The 17261-nt window shown below is 64.7% G+C and carries 17 protein-coding genes and 2 pseudogenes; 2 read left to right on the top strand and 17 right to left on the bottom strand.

Going from position 1 to position 17261, the window contains the following annotated elements:
* Positions 1–10: 10 nt before the first annotated feature.
* Together ACQPXH_RS03200 and ACQPXH_RS03195 are read right to left on the bottom strand one after the other, a co-directional pair.
* Positions 11–2572, bottom strand: coding sequence for an ATP-dependent Clp protease ATP-binding subunit (locus tag ACQPXH_RS03200; RefSeq protein WP_433600826.1), 2562 nt, complete (start codon positions 2570–2572; stop codon positions 11–13).
* A gap of 251 nt (positions 2573–2823) precedes the next feature.
* Positions 2824–3762, bottom strand: coding sequence for an esterase/lipase family protein (locus ACQPXH_RS03195; RefSeq protein ID WP_433600825.1), 939 nt, complete (start codon positions 3760–3762; stop codon positions 2824–2826).
* 271 nt (positions 3763–4033) lie between these two features.
* Between ACQPXH_RS03195 and ACQPXH_RS03190 the strand changes: the two genes are divergently transcribed.
* Entirely contained in the window at positions 4034–4561 is a 528-nt protein-coding gene (locus ACQPXH_RS03190) for a hypothetical protein (RefSeq protein WP_433600824.1), read from the top strand.
* A 13-nt stretch (positions 4562–4574) separates the two neighbouring features.
* On the opposite strand, the gene ACQPXH_RS03185 is transcribed toward ACQPXH_RS03190, so the two are convergent.
* From ACQPXH_RS03185 to ACQPXH_RS03160, 6 genes are all read right to left on the bottom strand, one after another.
* Positions 4575–5231, bottom strand: coding sequence for a DUF1772 domain-containing protein (locus ACQPXH_RS03185; protein WP_433600823.1), 657 nt, complete (start codon positions 5229–5231; stop codon positions 4575–4577).
* Between the two features lie 136 nt (positions 5232–5367).
* Positions 5368–5928 carry an FHA domain-containing protein gene (locus ACQPXH_RS03180; RefSeq protein ID WP_245672443.1) on the bottom strand — a complete coding sequence of 187 codons (561 nt, stop codon included), beginning with the start codon at positions 5926–5928 and terminating at the stop codon, positions 5368–5370.
* Positions 5929–6179: 251 nt separating this feature from the next.
* A complete protein-coding gene (locus ACQPXH_RS03175) occupies positions 6180–6539 on the bottom strand; it encodes a histone-like nucleoid-structuring protein Lsr2 (RefSeq protein WP_040686163.1) in 360 nt (119 codons plus the stop codon).
* A 115-nt stretch (positions 6540–6654) separates the two neighbouring features.
* Positions 6655–8121 carry a lysine--tRNA ligase gene (lysS, locus tag ACQPXH_RS03170; protein WP_433603283.1) on the bottom strand — a complete coding sequence of 489 codons (1467 nt, stop codon included), beginning with the start codon at positions 8119–8121 and terminating at the stop codon, positions 6655–6657.
* A 309-nt stretch (positions 8122–8430) separates the two neighbouring features.
* The gene (locus ACQPXH_RS03165; protein ID WP_433600822.1) at positions 8431–8862 is read right to left on the bottom strand and encodes a rhodanese-like domain-containing protein; all 432 of its coding nucleotides are present in this window, start codon (positions 8860–8862) and stop codon (positions 8431–8433) included.
* On the bottom strand, positions 8862–9335 hold the full coding sequence (locus tag ACQPXH_RS03160) for a hypothetical protein (RefSeq protein ID WP_433603282.1): 474 nt from the start codon (positions 9333–9335) through the stop codon (positions 8862–8864). Before ACQPXH_RS03160 ends, ACQPXH_RS03165 begins: the two co-directional genes overlap by 1 nt.
* 111 nt (positions 9336–9446) lie before the next feature.
* On the opposite strand from ACQPXH_RS03160, the gene ACQPXH_RS03155 reads away from it, so the two are divergent.
* Positions 9447–10211, top strand: coding sequence for a transposase family protein (locus tag ACQPXH_RS03155; protein ID WP_433600729.1), 765 nt, complete (start codon positions 9447–9449; stop codon positions 10209–10211).
* Positions 10212–10216: 5 nt separating this feature from the next.
* On the opposite strand, the pseudogene ACQPXH_RS03150 reads toward ACQPXH_RS03155, so the two are convergent.
* The 9 genes and pseudogenes from ACQPXH_RS03150 to folB form a co-directional block, all read right to left on the bottom strand.
* Positions 10217–10459, bottom strand: a pseudogene (locus ACQPXH_RS03150) (cysteine dioxygenase); the annotation flags it as partial.
* Between the two features lie 179 nt (positions 10460–10638).
* The gene (locus tag ACQPXH_RS03145) at positions 10639–11433 is read right to left on the bottom strand and encodes a type III pantothenate kinase (protein WP_433600821.1); all 795 of its coding nucleotides are present in this window, start codon (positions 11431–11433) and stop codon (positions 10639–10641) included.
* Complete coding sequence (gene panD / locus ACQPXH_RS03140) at positions 11433–11852, bottom strand: aspartate 1-decarboxylase (RefSeq protein WP_040686161.1); 420 nt, start codon at positions 11850–11852, stop codon at positions 11433–11435. The genes ACQPXH_RS03145 and panD overlap by 1 nt, the downstream gene beginning before the upstream one ends.
* Positions 11853–11865: 13 nt before the next feature.
* Positions 11866–12894: a pantoate--beta-alanine ligase gene (gene panC, locus ACQPXH_RS03135; RefSeq protein ID WP_433600820.1), complete on the bottom strand. Its 1029-nt coding sequence runs from the start codon at positions 12892–12894 to the stop codon at positions 11866–11868.
* A complete protein-coding gene (locus tag ACQPXH_RS03130) occupies positions 12891–13835 on the bottom strand; it encodes a Rossmann-like and DUF2520 domain-containing protein (RefSeq protein ID WP_433600819.1) in 945 nt (314 codons plus the stop codon). The genes panC and ACQPXH_RS03130 overlap by 4 nt, the downstream gene beginning before the upstream one ends.
* A 724-nt stretch (positions 13836–14559) precedes the next feature.
* Positions 14560–15606, bottom strand: a complete 1047-nt coding sequence (locus ACQPXH_RS03125; RefSeq protein WP_433600818.1) for a DUF6779 domain-containing protein — start codon at positions 15604–15606, stop codon at positions 14560–14562.
* Between the two features lie 70 nt (positions 15607–15676).
* Positions 15677–16147, bottom strand: coding sequence for a DUF3180 domain-containing protein (locus tag ACQPXH_RS03120; RefSeq protein WP_387294284.1), 471 nt, complete (start codon positions 16145–16147; stop codon positions 15677–15679).
* 2 nt (positions 16148–16149) lie between these two features.
* Positions 16150–16686, bottom strand: a complete 537-nt coding sequence (folK, locus tag ACQPXH_RS03115; RefSeq protein ID WP_433600817.1) for a 2-amino-4-hydroxy-6-hydroxymethyldihydropteridine diphosphokinase — start codon at positions 16684–16686, stop codon at positions 16150–16152.
* A gap of 154 nt (positions 16687–16840) precedes the next feature.
* A pseudogene (gene folB / locus ACQPXH_RS03110) lies at positions 16841–17242 on the bottom strand (dihydroneopterin aldolase); the annotation flags it as partial.
* Between the last annotated feature and the right edge of the window lie 19 nt (positions 17243–17261).

Raw genomic sequence — 17261 nt, 5'->3', positions numbered from 1 at the left:
GCCGTTGCGATTACTCGCCGGCGGTCTCGGCCGTGGTGGTGCCTTCGCCCGCACCCGTGAGCACGACCTCCGGCTTCTCCTCCGTGGCTGCCGCCTTGGTCAGCTTCGCCTTGCCGGTGAAAGTGAACTTGGCGTTCTCGCCGGAGCCCTCGCCGTCCCAGCCCTCGACATCGACCACGATGGTCTGTCCCGGACCGATCTCGCCGAAGAGGATCTTCTCCGACAGCTGGTCCTCGATCTCGCGCTGGATGGTCCGGCGCAGCGGACGGGCGCCGAGCACCGGATCGAAGCCGCGCTTGGCAAGCAGTGCCTTGCCCTGCGGGGACAGCTCGATCTCCATGTCCTTGTTCTTCAGCTGCGTGGCGACGCGGCCGATCATCAGATCCACCATCTCCACGATCTGATCCGTGGTGAGCTGGTGGAAGACGATCACGTCGTCGATGCGGTTGAGGAACTCGGGCCGGAAGTGCTTCTTCAGCTCGTCGTTGACCTTGAGCTTCATCCGCTCGTAGTTCGAACCCTCGGCGTTGGACTGGGTGAAGCCCAGGCCGACCGCCTTGGAGATGTCCGCGGTACCCAGGTTCGAGGTGAAGATCAGCACGGTGTTCTTGAAGTCGACCGTACGTCCCTGGCCGTCGGTGAGACGACCGTCCTCGAGGACCTGCAACAGGGTGTTGTAGATCTCCTGATGTGCCTTTTCGATCTCGTCGAACAGAACGACGGAGAACGGCTTGCGGCGCACCTTCTCGGTGAGCTGGCCGCCCTCTTCGTAGCCCACGTATCCAGGCGGGGCACCGAAGAGCCGCGATGCGGTGAAGCGGTCGTGGAACTCGCCCATATCGATCTGGATGAGCGCGTCGTCGTCGCCGAACAGGAAGTTCGCCAGCGCCTTGGACAGCTCGGTCTTACCGACACCGGACGGACCGGCGAAGATGAACGAGCCCGAGGGACGCTTCGGATCCTTCAGACCGGCGCGGGTACGGCGGATCGCCTTCGACACGGCCTTGACCGCGTCCTCCTGGCCGATGATCCGCTTGTGCAGCTCGTCCTCCATGCGGAGCAGACGGGTGGTCTCCTCCTCGGTGAGCTTGAACACCGGAATACCGGTCCAGTTGGCCAGCACCTCTGCGATCTGCTCGTCGTCGACCTCGGCCACGACATCCAGATCACCAGAGCGCCACTGCTTTTCGCGCTCGGCGCGCTTGGCGACCAGCTGCTTTTCCTTATCGCGCAGCCGCGCCGCCTTCTCGAAGTCCTGCGCGTCGATGGCGCTTTCCTTCTCCCGGCGCGCATCGGCGATCTTGTCGTCGAATTCGCGCAGGTCCGGCGGGGCGGTCATGCGACGGATGCGCATGCGCGCACCGGCCTCGTCGATCAGGTCGATCGCCTTGTCCGGCAGGAACCGGTCGTTGATGTAGCGGTCGGCCAGGGTGGCCGCGGCCACCAGCGCGCCGTCGGTGATGGATACCCGGTGGTGCGCCTCGTAGCGGTCGCGCAGACCCTTGAGGATATTGATGGTGTGCTCGACCGTCGGCTCGCCGACCTGGACCGGCTGGAACCGGCGCTCGAGTGCGGCGTCCTTCTCGATGTACTTGCGGTACTCGTCGAGGGTGGTCGCACCGATGGTCTGCAGCTCACCGCGAGCCAGCTTCGGCTTCAGGATCGAAGCGGCGTCGATCGCGCCCTCGGCGGCACCCGCGCCGACGAGCGTGTGCAGCTCGTCGATGAACAGGATGATGTCGCCGCGGGTGTTGATCTCCTTGAGCACCTTCTTCAGGCGCTCTTCGAAGTCACCGCGGTAGCGGCTGCCCGCGACCAGGGAACCCAGGTCGAGGGTGTAGAGCTGCTTGTCCTTCAGCGTCTCCGGGACCTCGCCGTTGACGATGGCCTGGGCCAGACCCTCGACGACAGCGGTCTTACCGACACCGGGCTCACCGATGAGAACCGGGTTGTTCTTGGTGCGGCGGCTCAGCACCTGCATGACGCGCTCGATTTCCTTCGAGCGGCCGATGACCGGGTCGAGCTTGCCCTCGAGGGCGGCCTGGGTCAGGTTGCGGCCGAACTGGTCGAGCACCAGCGAGGTGGACGGGGTCCCGGCCTCGCCGCGCGAACCGGATTCCACCGGCTCCTTGCCCTGATATCCGGACAGCAGCTGGATGACCTGCTGGCGCACCCGGTTGAGATCCGCACCCAGCTTCACCAGCACCTGCGCCGCGACACCCTCACCTTCACGGATCAGGCCGAGCAGAATGTGCTCGGTGCCGATGTAGTTGTGGCCGAGCTGCAGCGCTTCGCGCAGGCTCAGTTCCAGCACCTTCTTGGCACGCGGGGTGAACGGGATGTGACCGGACGGAGCCTGCTGGCCCTGGCCGATGATCTCCTCCACCTGGCTGCGCACACCCTCCAGCGAAATACCAAGGGATTCCAGCGACTTCGCCGCTACGCCCTCGCCCTCGTGGATCAACCCAAGCAGGATGTGCTCGGTGCCGATGTAGTTGTGGTTGAGCATCCGGGCCTCTTCTTGGGCCAGGACAACGACGCGCCTCGCGCGGTCGGTGAACCTCTCGAACATCGCTCCCTCACTCTCCTGCTCCGAAATTCTGGCATCCGACGCTTCCGTGGCGTCAGCCTGCCATGAAGCCCGGGGGTTGCGGCCCCGGCCTCCACTCTAGTTGGCACGGGATTACGCCGCCTCCAGACCACCCTATTGGGGACCGGCGACAACACGGTCATTCACTCATAACGTGCTAGTTGCGGGATACGTTTCCGCTCAGGTTTTGCCCTCAGCGAAATCGGCGCCTCGCCGCTTCCCAGCCGTGGGTGTCACCCGGTGAACGGCGGGACGAACTCGCACGGCACCTCGCGCGCATGCGCCGGATCGAGGGCGTTGAGCACGAAGCGGGCGGTGCGCGGACTGCCCGCGATCGCCAGATGTTCGGAGTAGTCGATCGCGCAACCGTCCTGGACCACGATATTCGTCGCGTTCGGCGCTGGCACGAAGCCCGAGTCGTACGGGACGACGATCTCGTCCAGGCTGCCCATGATGTTGGTGTAGGTGATACCGGGAACGTAGACGCCGTCGCTGTTGAGATCCCGTAGGAAGGTTGAATCGCGTAACAACTCGGTGCAGGCCTGGCACAGCGAACCCGTCGCGGCATGGAAGTACGGCCCGGCGCCGAGCCGGTCGGCGAATGCGGCCACATCAGCCCCGCCGCCCGCATTGGTACCGCGCCAGGCCGGTGCGATCGATACATATTTATCGATCTTGTCCGCACCGCCGAGCCGCTTGGCGTAGTAGTTCGGCAGCACAGTGCCCTGCGAATGCCCGACCACGTCCACCTTGCTCGCCCCGGTCGCCGCGAGCACCCGATCCACGAACGCCGCGAACTGCACCGCGCTCTGCTCGATCGGCAGCATCCCGCCGACCGCGGAGATCGGCCACGGCAGATCGTAGGCGCCGTAGGTCAGCGAGAAGACGCAGTAACCTTCGTTCGCGAGCAGCGGCGCGTACAGCCCCCAATTCGTCTGCGCCCCACCACCCGTACCGTGTGCGAGCACCACCGGATTCGGATGCGCCGCACCGGGCCGACACCCCCAATCATTCGAACCCGGCAGCGAGCCACCATGATTCACCAGCTCATTCGGGATTCCCGCGAAGAAGTTGTAGTCGACCGGATACTCGGCCTGTGCACTACCAGCCGCACCAACCCACAGCACGGCCAGCACGGCAACGACGATTGCGGACCCGGAAACACGCCGCATGGAGACCTCCAAAGTCTGGAACGCGTTCCAGAACGTAGCGCAACTTATCGCCGCCACGGAGGCAGTTCGGCGAAGTCTCCGCACGAATTATCGCGATCCGAGCCCGAGGCGGCCGCCCATACTCGTTGGCGCAGATGCCCGGTACCGTTTCGACCGTGTTCAGATGGCATGAGCTACCGACTTCGATTCAGGTGGTCCGGATTCGCCGTTCCTGTCTCGATTTCCGAATGCGCGGCCACCGGGGTTCGATCTGCCGTGGTTCGGGCCTGTCGTGAGCCGCTGGCGGTGCTCCGACCCGGCCGTCGCGCAGGTACGCAACCTGACCTCGACGTTGACCGTGCCCTCGCCATGGGACCGGTCGGCCTTCCTGCGGCAAGTAACCATGTTGCTGGGCAAGCGGATTCGCCTGCTGCCACTGCCCGCGACCATGACGACGGGTCTGCCGTACGGCCTGGTGCTGGACCGGGTCGAAGATGTCGTAATCGCCTACGACGCGTGGACACTGGTCGCGGCCGGACCGCGATCGACTCCGTTACGCGGTCTGCCTCGCGTAGGCGGGCGCGGCAAAGGCGGGCGGCGCCGCGGCGTCGGCGGATGCTATCGCGATACCGTCGGAGGCCGCGGACGTCGATGCGGAAATCGCCGAACTCACCGCACTCGCCAGATGCTGGGAACAAGCCCGAGTCATATTGCGGCGCACCACACCTCGCAGATCGGCCACCAGCCGGTTCCCATGGTCGCCGAAACCGTCGTCGGCGGGCCGATCATTGATCGACCCGCCGACGACGGAGAAAACTAGCAGTCGCGAGACTCTATGCCAGGGGATGCGCCCCCACCGGCTGCGAGCCGGTCTGTCCGAATCCGTACTGCTGAACCATGATCGGCGCGCGGTACGGCTGACCGGCGGTCCGCGGCACGAGCTGGGCTTGCGGAACCTGTTGCGTACCAACCGCACCCGCGGCCTGCATGCGCCCGTGCTGGACACCGGCCACGAACAGCGCGCCGGTCAGCACCAGGAAGGCCAGTGTGTGCAGGATGGCGCGGAGGATATTCCAACGGACCCAAGCGGATTCGAAATCGGCGCGCACCTTTGCCAGGTCACCGATCTGGGCCGGGTCGCCTGCCGCCGCGAGTTGGTCGTTGAGTGGAACATTCAATCCGGAGGTGACCGCGAAGGCGATCACATTGAGTGCCAGGGCCACACCGAGCCAGATCAAGGTGGTGCGGTGTTCCTTGCCCAGGTGCAGCGCCGCCGCGAGCAGGGTGAAACCGACGGTGCCGAGGAACCCGAGCATGAACCACGGGTTGATGATGACCACATTGATCTTCTGCATCACATCGATGATCGTGCGGTCATCGGTGCGGTTCAGCGCGGGCATCACCGATATCGCGTAAGCGTAGAAAACGCCCGCGATCAAGCCGGTTGCAAGGGTGGCCGCCACCAGCGCGGCGAGTCGTAGCGCGAACATGAATTTCTCCTGCCTCGGAACCCGGACCTGATCCGATTTGCTCGGTCCGGCGATGTTTCGAGTACACCGGTAACCGTCGCGACCATCCATGGTTCAAGCGCTCGGCCGCCTAAGCGAGAGTCCACGCCCGCCCGCGTCACAAGTCTCGGTCGGAGATCAACCCACTTTGCATAGCCAAACCGGCCAGTCGGACTCTTTTCTGATTCTGCGGCAGATTTTCCACACCGAACTTGGCGAACAGCGCCCGCAGATGTGTCTTGATCGCATCGACGCTGAGGAACAATTCCTCGGCGATCTGTTGATTCGAAGCCGGGGTCGCGAAACCCGCACCGTTCTTGTATGGACGGCACAGCGCGACCAGTACCGCGCGCTGGGTATCGGTCAGTGAGCGCAGCGTCGGAATAGTGCCGGTCGAGGTCCGCGTCGCATCATCGACAACGCCGCCGAAATCGTGGAACGAGACCAGCGAGGTACCGACCCGGATCCGATCGCCCGCCATCAGCCGCCGCCGCCCGACGAGGCGCTCGCCGTTGACAAAGGTGCCGTTGCGCGACAGGCCGTCATCGACGATCGTCCAGTGCGCGCCGAGATATTCGACCGCCGCATGCAGGCGCGAGACCTCCGCGTCCCAGCGCAGCGCCAGATCGGCCTGCGGGGAACGCCCGATGGTGACGCGCTGCTGGTCCGGGGTGAGCATGAACTCCTGCTGCCGACCCGAGTCATCAGTGAATCGCAATAGCGATCCGACGAAACCAGTCACTGCGCCGATACCTCATCTCTCCATACCGCCAGTGACGCTCTTCGCACAGTTCCATGGTGCCGCGTCCTGGTACCGCGAGCAAGATCGAGTCGACTCCGAACCTTCCTCATATCGAAGGCCTATCACAAACGCACCGCCGCCCGGGCGTCGCACGATTCGCCCGGGCGGCAGCCCAATTAAATAAGAACTCAGCCCTTCGCGGCCTTGTTGTACGCATCGGTGATGTCTGCCGAGATACGACCCCGCGCGGACACCTTGTGTCCATTCCGGCGCGCCCACTCGCGAATTGCAGCGCTTTGTTCACGATCGATCGAGACCCTGCTCTTTGCGGCTCCGGGAGCAGCGACCGCAGCCTTGACCCGCCGCCGACCACTCACCCGCCGAGCACTCGAAACCCACTCTTCCAAGCCGTCGCGCAGCTTCGCCGCATTTGCCGACGACAGGTCGATCTCGTACGACACACCGTCGATCGCAAACTCAATGGTCTCGTCCGCGATGGACTCACCATCGACATCGTCGATCAGGCTAACGGTGACCTTCTTTGCCATGAGATGAACGTCCTCTCGAAATCGTGCGACCCGCATACTAGGCCGATTACCCGAGGCAAGAATACCCCGAATTCGAAAAATTCCAAGACGAGGGCCGAGCTATGCAATCCGATCGTCAGCGAGTGACTGGACGCACAATTGGGAACAGTATCGTTTCCCGGATTCCCAATCCCGTGAGTGCCATCAACAAGCGATCGATTCCCATACCTGTACCCGTTGTCGGAGGCATGCCGTGCTCCATCGCTGCGAGGAAGTCCTCGTCGAGTGCCATCGCCTCGTCATCACCTTGTGCGGCGAGCCGCGCTTGATCCACGAACCGCTCGCGCTGGATCACCGGATCGACCAACTCCGAATAGCCAGTTGCCAACTCGAAGCCGCGCACATAGAGGTCCCACTTCTCGGTAACTCCGCGCTTGCTGCGATGCTGTCTGGTCAGCGGTGATGTCTCGACCGGGAAGTCACGCACGAAAGTCGGGGCGTAGAGCTTGTCACCGTACTGGTGCTCCCACAGTTCTTCGACAAGTTTGCCGTGGCCATAGCCCTTGTCCTCGGGAATTTCGAGTCCGACCCGATCAGCGAGTGCAAGTAATTCCTCGATCGACGTTTCCGGAGTCACCGATACACCCAGTGCATCCGACAGCGAGGGGTACATCTCGACCGTCGCCCACTCGCCGCGGAGATCGTATTCGGTGCCATCTGCAAGGGTTACCACCTGCGTGCCGAAGACCTCCTCGGCAACTTCCTGCACCAATTCTCGAATCATCCGCGCGGAGTCGTCGTAGGTGCCGTATGCCTCATAGGTTTCCAACATTGCGAACTCCGGGGAATGCGTGGAGTCCGACCCCTCGTTACGGAAGTTCCTGTTGATCTCGAAGACCTGTTCCAGGCCGCCCACCACACAGCGCTTGAGGAACAGTTCGGGCGCAATTCGCAGGTAGAGATCTATATCGAGGGCATTGGAATGCGTGACGAACGGTCGTGCCGCCGCACCGCCGTGCAGCGTCTGCAGCATCGGCGTCTCCACCTCGAGGAAGCCACGGCGCTCGAGCGCGTTGCGCATCGCGCGCACCACCGCGACCCTGGTCCTGGCCATTTCCCTGGCCTCTGGGCGCACAATCAGATCGACATAGCGCTGCCGAACCCGCGACTCCTCGTTCATCTCCTTGTGCGCCACCGGCAGCGGCCGCAGGGCCTTGGCCGACATGGCCCAGGAATCGGCCATAACGCTCAATTCACCGGTTCGTGAGGAGATCACCTCACCGTGCACAAATACGAAGTCTCCGAGGTCTACATCAGCCTTCCAGGCCGCCAGTGCCTCGGCTCCGACACCGTTGAGGCTGATCATCGCCTGCAGTTTGGTGCCGTCACCCTCCTGCAGCGTCGCGAAACACAGCTTGCCGGTATTACGCAGGAAAATGACGCGCCCGACGACACCGGCCTGCAGACCGGTCCGGGTGTCCGGCTCGAGCTCCGGATAGGCCGCCCGAATTTCGGCGAGAGTATGTGTGCGCGGCACCACCACCGGATAGGCATCACCGCCATCGGCGATCAACCGCTCGCGCTTCTCACGCCGAATCCGCATCTGCTCCGGAACATCGTCCGCGGCGGGCGCGGGACGGTTGGCTTGCCCCGCAGGCACCGAACCCACGGAGCGAGCGGATGAAGGCGTGTTCGGGTTGCTCACGTTCAACAACACTAGCGGGCACCGGAAATCGATTTGCGGGCCGCCCGGGCGCGACCGATCGCCAACGAATCAGCCGTGCCCGGAACAGTCCGTCATGTCCTGTTTCGCGACCTTCTCCGGCACGCCGAATAGCGGGCGCGCTCCGGCAATCATCCGAAAGCCATTGCGCGCCGGTATGTTTCGAGATGGAAATGGTTCGGCCCGAATTTACAGTGTTGCCAGCGCCTCGACCTCGCGGGCGAAGTGCGGCGCCCGAACCCCCACACTGAGCAGACCGGCCGCCTTCAATGCCTGATAGCCACCGATCACATCGGTGGCCCGATGCAGACCGAGTTCCTGCAGCGCGGCCGCGGCGAGACTGGAGGTAAAGCCCTCCGAGCAGACGACGATCCATTCCACATCGTGATCGGTGGCCAGTGCCAGCCGGGCCGAACTCGACGGATCCAAACGCCATTCCAGGACATTCCGTTCGATCACCAGCGCGCCCGGCAGCGCGCCCTCATGTGCGCGCTGCGCCTGCGGCCGGATATCGACCAGAATCGCGCCTCGATCGAGCGCCTGCGGCGTTTCGAAGGCATAGATCCGATTCAGGCGGTCCCGCGCGTTCTCGAGCATCTGATCGATGGACAAACGGGTCATCACATATCACCTTCGGGCTGGTCGGTGAGGACGGTTCGGGAGCGCCGCAGGGTGCCGTGGCCGGTCACCTCGTAATAGGACATGGCGGTGAGCGGCGGTGAATAAGCGTGCACGCTGAGCGTCGGATCGAGCGGACCGACAGATTCCACGGCAGTGCCATTTCGAGCGACCTGCAAGCAGTCGCCACCGGCGCCGTTTCGAGCGACCTGCAAGCAGTCGCCAGCGGCGCCATTTCGAGCGACCTGCAAGCAGTCGCCAGCGGCCGGCGCGCGCATCACATCGTGCACCCAGCCGATCGGGAACGAGGCCTGGTCTCCCGCGGTCAGCGTGCGCCTGCGCAGTTCCTTTCCGTTCCAGCGGAATTCCGAGAGCGCGCCGCTGAGCACGGTCAAGGCGCCGAGCGAACCGGCATGGTCGTGCAATTCGGTGGATTTGCCTGGAGTCCAGCTGATCAGCCAGACATCGAGGGTTATTCAGGTGCTGGGATGATGGGTTGACGACTCGGCGTGTCTAACGAAGCAGCGGCCCGTTATCAGTGAAAATCGTTTCACCACAAAAGATTTCGCTGATGAGGACCGCTGCGCATGTATCATACCACCGGGTTGAGCCGGGAAGAGATCGTCGAGTTGACCGAGCTTGTTGAACGGTGCTCCTTCGAGGCCGGGGAGATGATCGGATGCCCGCCGTCGCTGGGCCTGTTCGGCGGCGTGTGCGTAACTCTGATGTATTTACGGCGCAACCGGACTCAGTTCGAACTTGCCGAACAGTACGAGACCTCGCAGCCGACGATCTCACGGGCGATCTCGTGTATCACGCCGTGGCTGGATCGGGTGCTCGTACCGGAAGTGCCAGTGGCCGAGGAGCTTTCGCTCGATGAGCAGTACATTGTGGATGGGACGTTGCTCCCGTGCTGGTCGTGGGTCGATCGGCCGGAGCTGTACTCGGGCAAGCGGAAAACAACCGGCGTGAATGTGCAGGTCGTCTGCGATGTGTATGGGCGTTTGCGATGGGTGTCCGATCCGGTGGACGGCTGCCGCCACGACAGTGCCGCGATCGGATTGCCCGGCGTGCTCGACGGAATGGATCTATCGAACTGGTTCGGTGATCTCGGGTATCTCGGTACCGGTGTACTCACACCGGTCCGGAAACCCCGCGGCCACGACTTCGCCGATAGCGACACGGAATACAACACCGCGTTCAACGCGGTCCGCGCGACGGTCGAACGTGTGATCGCCCACCTCAAAACCTGGCGCATCTTCCACACCGACTACCGACGGCCGTTTCACACCTTCGCCACCACGATCTCCGCTGTGATAGGACTCGAATTCTTCAGGAACAACGCTGAATAACCCTCATCGACCTCGTCGTCGGAAAGCAGCCGGGTGGCCCAGCGCTCATCGGTCGGCCAAATTCCATTGGCCGGCAACAGATGGTCATAGCGTCCCTCGAGTACGTCCTCGGCGCCCTCGTCGGTCAGCCGGAGCAGATCGGCGGGACGCAGGCGGGTGGGTAATGGGGAGGAGACGGCACGATCCAGCGGCGGGGTGGCCGAAAGGGCATTACGTGCGGAATCGAGGGAAAGAACAGAGGAACGCATCAGCGAATCTCCAGGAGTATGTCAACGGTCGAGGGACTTGGTCAGCCTCGAACGGTCGAGGCAGGTCAGCCTCGACAACACTCCTGGGTGCTCACGCGGGAATACACGGGTGCGAGTGTAGCAGCGCGAAAACCGGCGGCAAAGCGCCTGATCATGCGTGAGCACGCCGGGTGGGCATATCAACTGCCCTTACGGCGCTGATTGCGCTCGTAGACCAGGCGCAATCCGGTCAATGTGAGATGTGGCTCGTGGTGGTCGATGGTCTCCGATTCCGGCACGATCAACGGTGCGGTGGCGCCGGTCGCGACCACCGCGACATCGTCACCGGCGAATGCGTCGAATTCATCGCGAATCCGATCGATCAGACCGTCCACCAAACCGGCGAAGCCGAATATCGCGCCGGATTGGATGGCCTCGACGGTGTTCTTGCCGACCACCGAGCGCGGCCGAGCCAACTCCACCCGGCGCAATGCGGCACGCTCGATGAGCGCCTCGCTGGAGATCTCCACGCCGGGTGCGAGCACACCGCCGAGAAACTCGCCCTTGGCCGATACCAGATCAACGGTGGTGGCGGTGCCGAAATCCACGACAATCGCGGCCGTGCCGAAACGATGATGTGCGGCAAGGGTGTTCACGATGCGGTCCGCGCCGATTTCCTTGGGATTGTCGACGAGCAGCGGAATACCGGTTCGCACACCGGGTTCCACCACCACATGCGGCACATGATCCCAATAGCGAGTGAGCATCGATCTGATCTCGCGCAGTACCGGTGGCACGGTGGACAACGCCGAAACTCCGATGATCTCCTCGACCTGATCACCGACCAAACCGCGCACCTGCATGGCGAATTCGTCCGCGGTCAGCAGCGGATTGGTATGCATCCGCCACTGCCGCACCAACTTCGCGTGATTACCACTGCCCGAGAACAATCCGAGCTCGATGCTCGTATTCCGGACATCGATGGCCAGCAGCATCAGACGGTGGTCAGTGAGCGCGGGGTGACCAGACCGGAACCCGCCGGGGCATGCGCCGGATCGGAACCGAGATCGGTCGCACGATTGTGCTCGTCGACGAAAACGACCTTCGGGGCGTATTCCTTCAGCTCCGCCTCGTCCATCATGCCGTAGGCGATCAGGATGACCAGATCGCCGGGATGCACGAGATGGGCGGCGGCGCCATTGATCCCGATGACACCCGAACCGCGCTCACCGGCGATCACATAGGTCTCCAGCCGGGCGCCGTTGTCGATATCGACAATGCAGACCTGCTCACCTTCGAGCAGATCTGCGGCGTCGAGCAGATCCTGGTCGACCGTCACCGAGCCGACATAGTGCAGATCGGCGTGGGTCACCGTGGCGCGGTGGATCTTCGACTTCATCATGGTGCGCAACATCGCTGTCGCCCTCCTAAATATTGGCCTGGGCAGGCTGGGAGTCGGTCGCGGCGGTGCGCGAATCGGGAAGTGTGGGGTGGCCGCCATCGACCGGGGCGCCGAGTGCGACGGCCGTGTTGTCGATCAGGCGGGTCGAGCCGACCCTGGCGGCGATGAGCAGTCGCGCATTGCCGTTCGCGGGGGCGGGGCCGAGCGTGGACGACCGCAATTCGAGATAGTCGACATCGACACCTGGGGTCGCGTCGAGCACCGCGCGGGCGGCCGCCAGCACGGCATCGGCGCCGAGCGCGCCCGCATGCCGACCCGCGGCCAGCGCCGCCGACAGGGCCAGCGCCGATTCGCGCTGTGCCGCATCGAGATACCGATTGCGTGAGGACAGTGCGAGGCCGTCGGGTTCGCGAACCGTCGGCAGCGGCACGATCTTGACGTCCATATTCAGATCGCGCACCATCTGCCGGATCAGCGTGAGCTGCTGATAGTCCTTCTCGCCGAAGAACGCCTCGGTCGGGCGCGTGATATTCAGCAGCTTCGCGACCACGGTCAGCATGCCCGCGAAATGCGTCGGTCGGCTGGCTCCTTCGAGCTCAGCGCCGATCGGGCCCGGATGCACTGTTGTGCGCGGCCCGTCCGGATACATATCCGACGCGCTCGGCGCGAATACCTGCTCTACACCCTCGTTGCGCAGCAACTCGACGTCGGCGTCGAGGGTCCGCGGGTACTTGTCCAGATCCTCGTTCGCACCGAACTGCAGGGGATTCACGAAAATCGAGACGATGACCACCTGATTGGTCCGCTTGGCCCGACGCACGATCTCGAGATGCCCCTCGTGCAGTGCGCCCATGGTCGGCACCAGGCCGACGGTACGGCCGACGCCCCGCAGCGCCTTGGAGACCGCCGCGATCACCTCGGGATCGTGGTGCACGGTCAGTTCGCCGCGCCGGTATGCGCTGGACCCGATACGCCGCTCGCCGGGCCCTCCGTCGTTACGCGAGCTGCCTGCTCCGGGCCCGTCGCTCGCGGCGGGCAGTTCGGGGTCCATCATCGGCCTCCCTCCAACAGCTCGATCAGAGCCGGATTGGTCTTGGCGCGTTCGGCGGTGCGCAGCGACATGGCGCGATAGCCCGCGGCCAGCCGGATATCGACCGCTTCCAGAGCGGTCAGATGGGCGGCAACGGCATCCGCATCGCCACGCGCCACCGGGCCGGTCAGCGCGGACTGACCGCGGCGCAGGGCATTGTCGAGCGCGGCGGAGGCCAAAGGGGCGAGCAGGCGTTCGGCCAGACCGTTGGGTTGATCGTCGACGATCTGCTGGCCGAGCAGGCCGGGGCCCGCCAAGGCGGCGCGCAGTGCGTCGACCGCGTCCAGGATGACCGTGACCAGGTGATTACTGCCGTGTGCGAGCGCGGCGTGATAGAGCTGGCGATTTTCTTCCTGCACCCGAACCGGCTCGCCGCCCATTTCGATCACCAGCGATTGTGCGATGGCGAATCCGATTTCGTCGGCGGCGGTAACGCCGAAGCAGGCATTGCCGAGCCTGACGACGTCCTCGTCGTGTCCGGTGAAGGTCATGGCCGGATGGATGGCCAGCGGCAGTGCGCCGCGCTCGGCCAGCGGAGCAAGCACGCCGACGCCATTGGCGCCGGAGGTGTGCGCGACGATGGTGCCTGCCCGGACCACACCCGCGGATGCGAGTCCGCGTACCAGCCCGGCCAGTTCGGCGTCGGGTACGGCCAGCAGCAGCAGTTCGCTGCGTGCGGCCACCTCCTCGACCGGCAGGATCTCGGACTCGGGTAGTCGAGTGCGGGCCCGATGCACCGAGGCATCGGAAATGGCGGCCACGCCGAACACCACGTGTCCGGCGCGCTCGAGGGCCGCGCCGAGTGCTGAGCCGACGCGTCCCGCCGAGACGATTCCCACCGTCAAGCGTGCAGGCGCGGGGTCACCCGAAGCAGCGTTGTCAGGGTTGACGCTTCTCGAGGTCAACGTTGTCCTCTCGATGTCGTTCCAGTCCCGGACAGCCGGGTACCAGACGTTCCGCACTGAGAATATCGGCCCATGGTTCACCGACGCCACGGGGCACCGCGTGATTTACAACGCAGTGTTTGATGGCAGCGCCTGCGGCGCTGCGGGTTCGCGGCTCTGTTTTTGGCCGCGTGGCCGCGGCGTGTTCGCGGCCCCCTGGTGTCTCGCGTCCGAGCCGTCGAGACTCGCGACTTCGTCGCATCGCTTCGACGGCTCGGACGCGAGACGGGCCGCGAACGGGTCGCTCGCAAAACTCGCTCCGTGGTGGTCGGTGATGACGGGGTGTTCGGGACCGGATGCGCTCGCATCGGATGGTCGAGACTCGCGACTTCGTCGCATCGCTTCGACGGCTCGGACGCGAGACGGGCCGCGAACGGGTCGCTCGCAAAACTCGCTCCGTGGTGGTTGGTGATGGTGGATCGTTCGGCGCCTGGTGCACTCGTCTCTGGTGGTCGAGACTCGCGCCTGCGGCGCATCGCTTCGACGACTCCGACGCGAGACAGGCCGCGAACGGTCGCTCGCAAAACTCGCTCCGTGATGGTCACTGACGACGGATCGTTCGGCCACCGATGCACACGCGCCGGTCGAGCTCCATGCGTGCAAGACATGCGCCTCGACGGCTCGGACGCGAGACGGGCCGCTCCGTGGTGGCCGCTGGTGCGGAACCGTCACTGCTCGGCGCGGATCAGCGCCCCGTACGGCCCTTCTCTTCGGACTGCAGGTTGGCCATGATCTCGGCGACCGAAAGTCGGCGTGACGAGTTGCCGGAGTCGCCATCCGGATCTACTCGGCGACGGCGGCGGGAGCTGGCGCCGATGGGCGGGACCGCGGTCGTCGGCTGCGGGGTGGGCTCCGGGTGTGGGGTCGGGGTGGACGGCTCCGGTGTCGAGTGGTCATGCGACTCGGGTTCGGACGGCTCCGGCTCCGGCAGGCGCGGCGGCACGGTGTACTCCAACGGCTGCAACCGCGGCGGGACTCCGGTCTTTTCCGGATCCTCGGTGAACGCGTCGGCCCAGCCGCCCGTGGTGAGCGGGTCGTTGTCGACCTCGGCGTCGGCGATTTCCGCATCATCGAGATCGTCGAGGGAGACGATCGCGGTCTCCGCGGTCACCGGATCGTCGAAGGGGCTGGCGAATCGCGGCGGCTCCGGATGATCCGATTCGAAGACCGGGGTAAAGGTGCTGGGAGATTGCTGGAATGCCATGTCCAGCCAGGTGTCGGCATTCGCCGAGCTATTGTTGGCCGAATTTCCGAATGCGCTCGGCAACTCTTGAATCCGGGTCGCATCGGCGCGCAATGCGGGTCGATCCATCGGCAGATCACCGTCGAAGAGCCGCTGCAGACTCTCGCGGAGCACGGTCAGTTCGGCGCGCAGCGCGGCCATTTCGGCCGCATCGGCACCCACTTCCGCGCGCACCCGCGCCTCGACGCCGAGCTCGTATTCGCGCCGGGCGGTCACCTCGCGTTCCAACTGGAGTTCGTACACCGTCTGCAGGTCACGGACCTTGGCCTTATCGATCGTGGCTTCCTTGCGGTACCGCGTCGCGGCCAAAGCGCCGATGACGGCCGCCCACAGCGCCGCCACCAAGCCGATCCGAACAAACTGCAGACGGTCGCTGAAAACCAAGAAAACGCTGGCAACCAGACCGAGCAGAATCAATACGCCGATGAACAATTTTCCCGCGTCGTCCCGCCGTCGACGAGAGGTGCTGCTGCGGGAGGGTGAAACCATGCACGCCAGGGTAGCGTGATCAGCCAGCCGCGCCCAGATTCCCGCGCCGTGTTTCCGACGGGTTTATTTGCTATGTAGTAGCCGGATCATCTGAAGGGTCCTCGGGAGCCCGACAGCAATACTCCAGCCACAGCGCCGCAGCTACCAAAGCCACCCCCGCCAGCATCCCGACAATGGCGCCGGGACTATCCGCACCCGCCGCATTCAAAGTGTCGCGCTGTGGATACACCCAGAAAAGGAACCCCAGCCAGACACCGGCGGCAAGCGAGCCGACCTGCGCCGACGCCTTCGCCAACGCGACCGCGCGGGCCGCGGTGATCGGATGCAATTGGTGGCTGCCGTCGCCGATCTGATGTTCACTGACCCGTCCGCGAATTACGAAGCCGAGCGCGACTTCGATCGCGGCGACCGGATAAAGCGATGCGCCCGCGTAAATCGAGATCGGCGGGAAACTGCCATAGGCCATCCGCGTGAGCACCCAAGCGATGAGCGCCGCGATAACGACATTGGCGATGAGATCGAGTATCCGGGTCGGCTTCAGTTTCACGACGCCGATCCCTCCGCGGCAGCCGACAACACGAATTCGGTCGGCCGGACCCCGGCGCGTTCGGCCTCGTCGAGTTCGGCGAGCCAGCCGCGCACCGGCCGCACGGTTCCATCGACATCGAGTTCCGCGTCCGGCTGCACATCCAGCCAGGGGATGAGCACGAAGGCCCGATTGTGTGCCTGTGGATGCGGCAGGGTCAATTCCGGATCGGCGCTGCGGCAGACCGCACCGCCCTCGGCACACCACACCACGTCGACATCGAGAGTGCGCGCCCCCCAACGCACCTCACGCACCCGCCCAGCGGCCTGCTCCAACTGTTGCCCCAGGCGCAGCCAATCGTGCGCGCCGAACTCCGGATCATCAGCCAGCACAACGGCATTGAGATAGTCGTCCTGTTCGACCCCGCCCCACGGCGCAGTCGAGTACACCGGCGAAACCGCGACCACCCGATCCCCCAACCCCTCGACGACACTGCGCAGATGTGCGAGCCGATCGCCCAGATTCGAGCCGATCGACAAGACGGCGCGGCTCACGGCTGCACCTCGCTGGCGCTCGGTTCCGCCATCGCCGCAGGCGCAGAGTTATTGATTCCCTCGCTCCGCTCGCTCACGGCTGCACCTCGCTGGCGCTCGGTTCCGCCATCGCCGCAGGCGCAGAGTTATTGATTCCCTCGCTCCGCTCGCTCACGGCTGCACCTCGCTGGCGCGAGGTGACCACGCGGACATCGGCGAAGGCATGCGGAATCGGCGCGGACGGTTTGTGCACGACGACCTCGACCGACTGGATGCGGGGATCGGTCATCACATCGTCGGCGATCTCGGCGACCACCTTCTCGATGAGATTGCGCGGCGGGCCCTGGATGATCTGCACGGCGCGCTCGGCGAGGGCGCCGTAGTCGATGGTGTTCGCGAGGTCGTCGGTGGCCGCGGCGGCGGCGAAATCGGTCCATACCGTCAGATCGACCAGGAACTCCTGGCCGTCGCGGCGTTCGTAGTCGAAGCACCCGTGATAGCCGAAGGCGCGCAGGCCGCGCAGCTCGATCCGGTCCAGTCGCTCGGGCCGACTCGCCTCCCGGCCACCACCCCTCATCGAATCGCTGCGCGATGCT

The organism is Nocardia sp. CA-135953 (genome assembly GCF_050955735.1).
In the GTDB taxonomy this organism is placed as follows: Bacteria; Actinomycetota; Actinomycetes; order Mycobacteriales; family Mycobacteriaceae; genus Nocardia.
The sequence above is the reverse complement of the archived record's forward strand: the minus strand, read 5'-3'. Positions and strand labels throughout refer to the sequence as shown.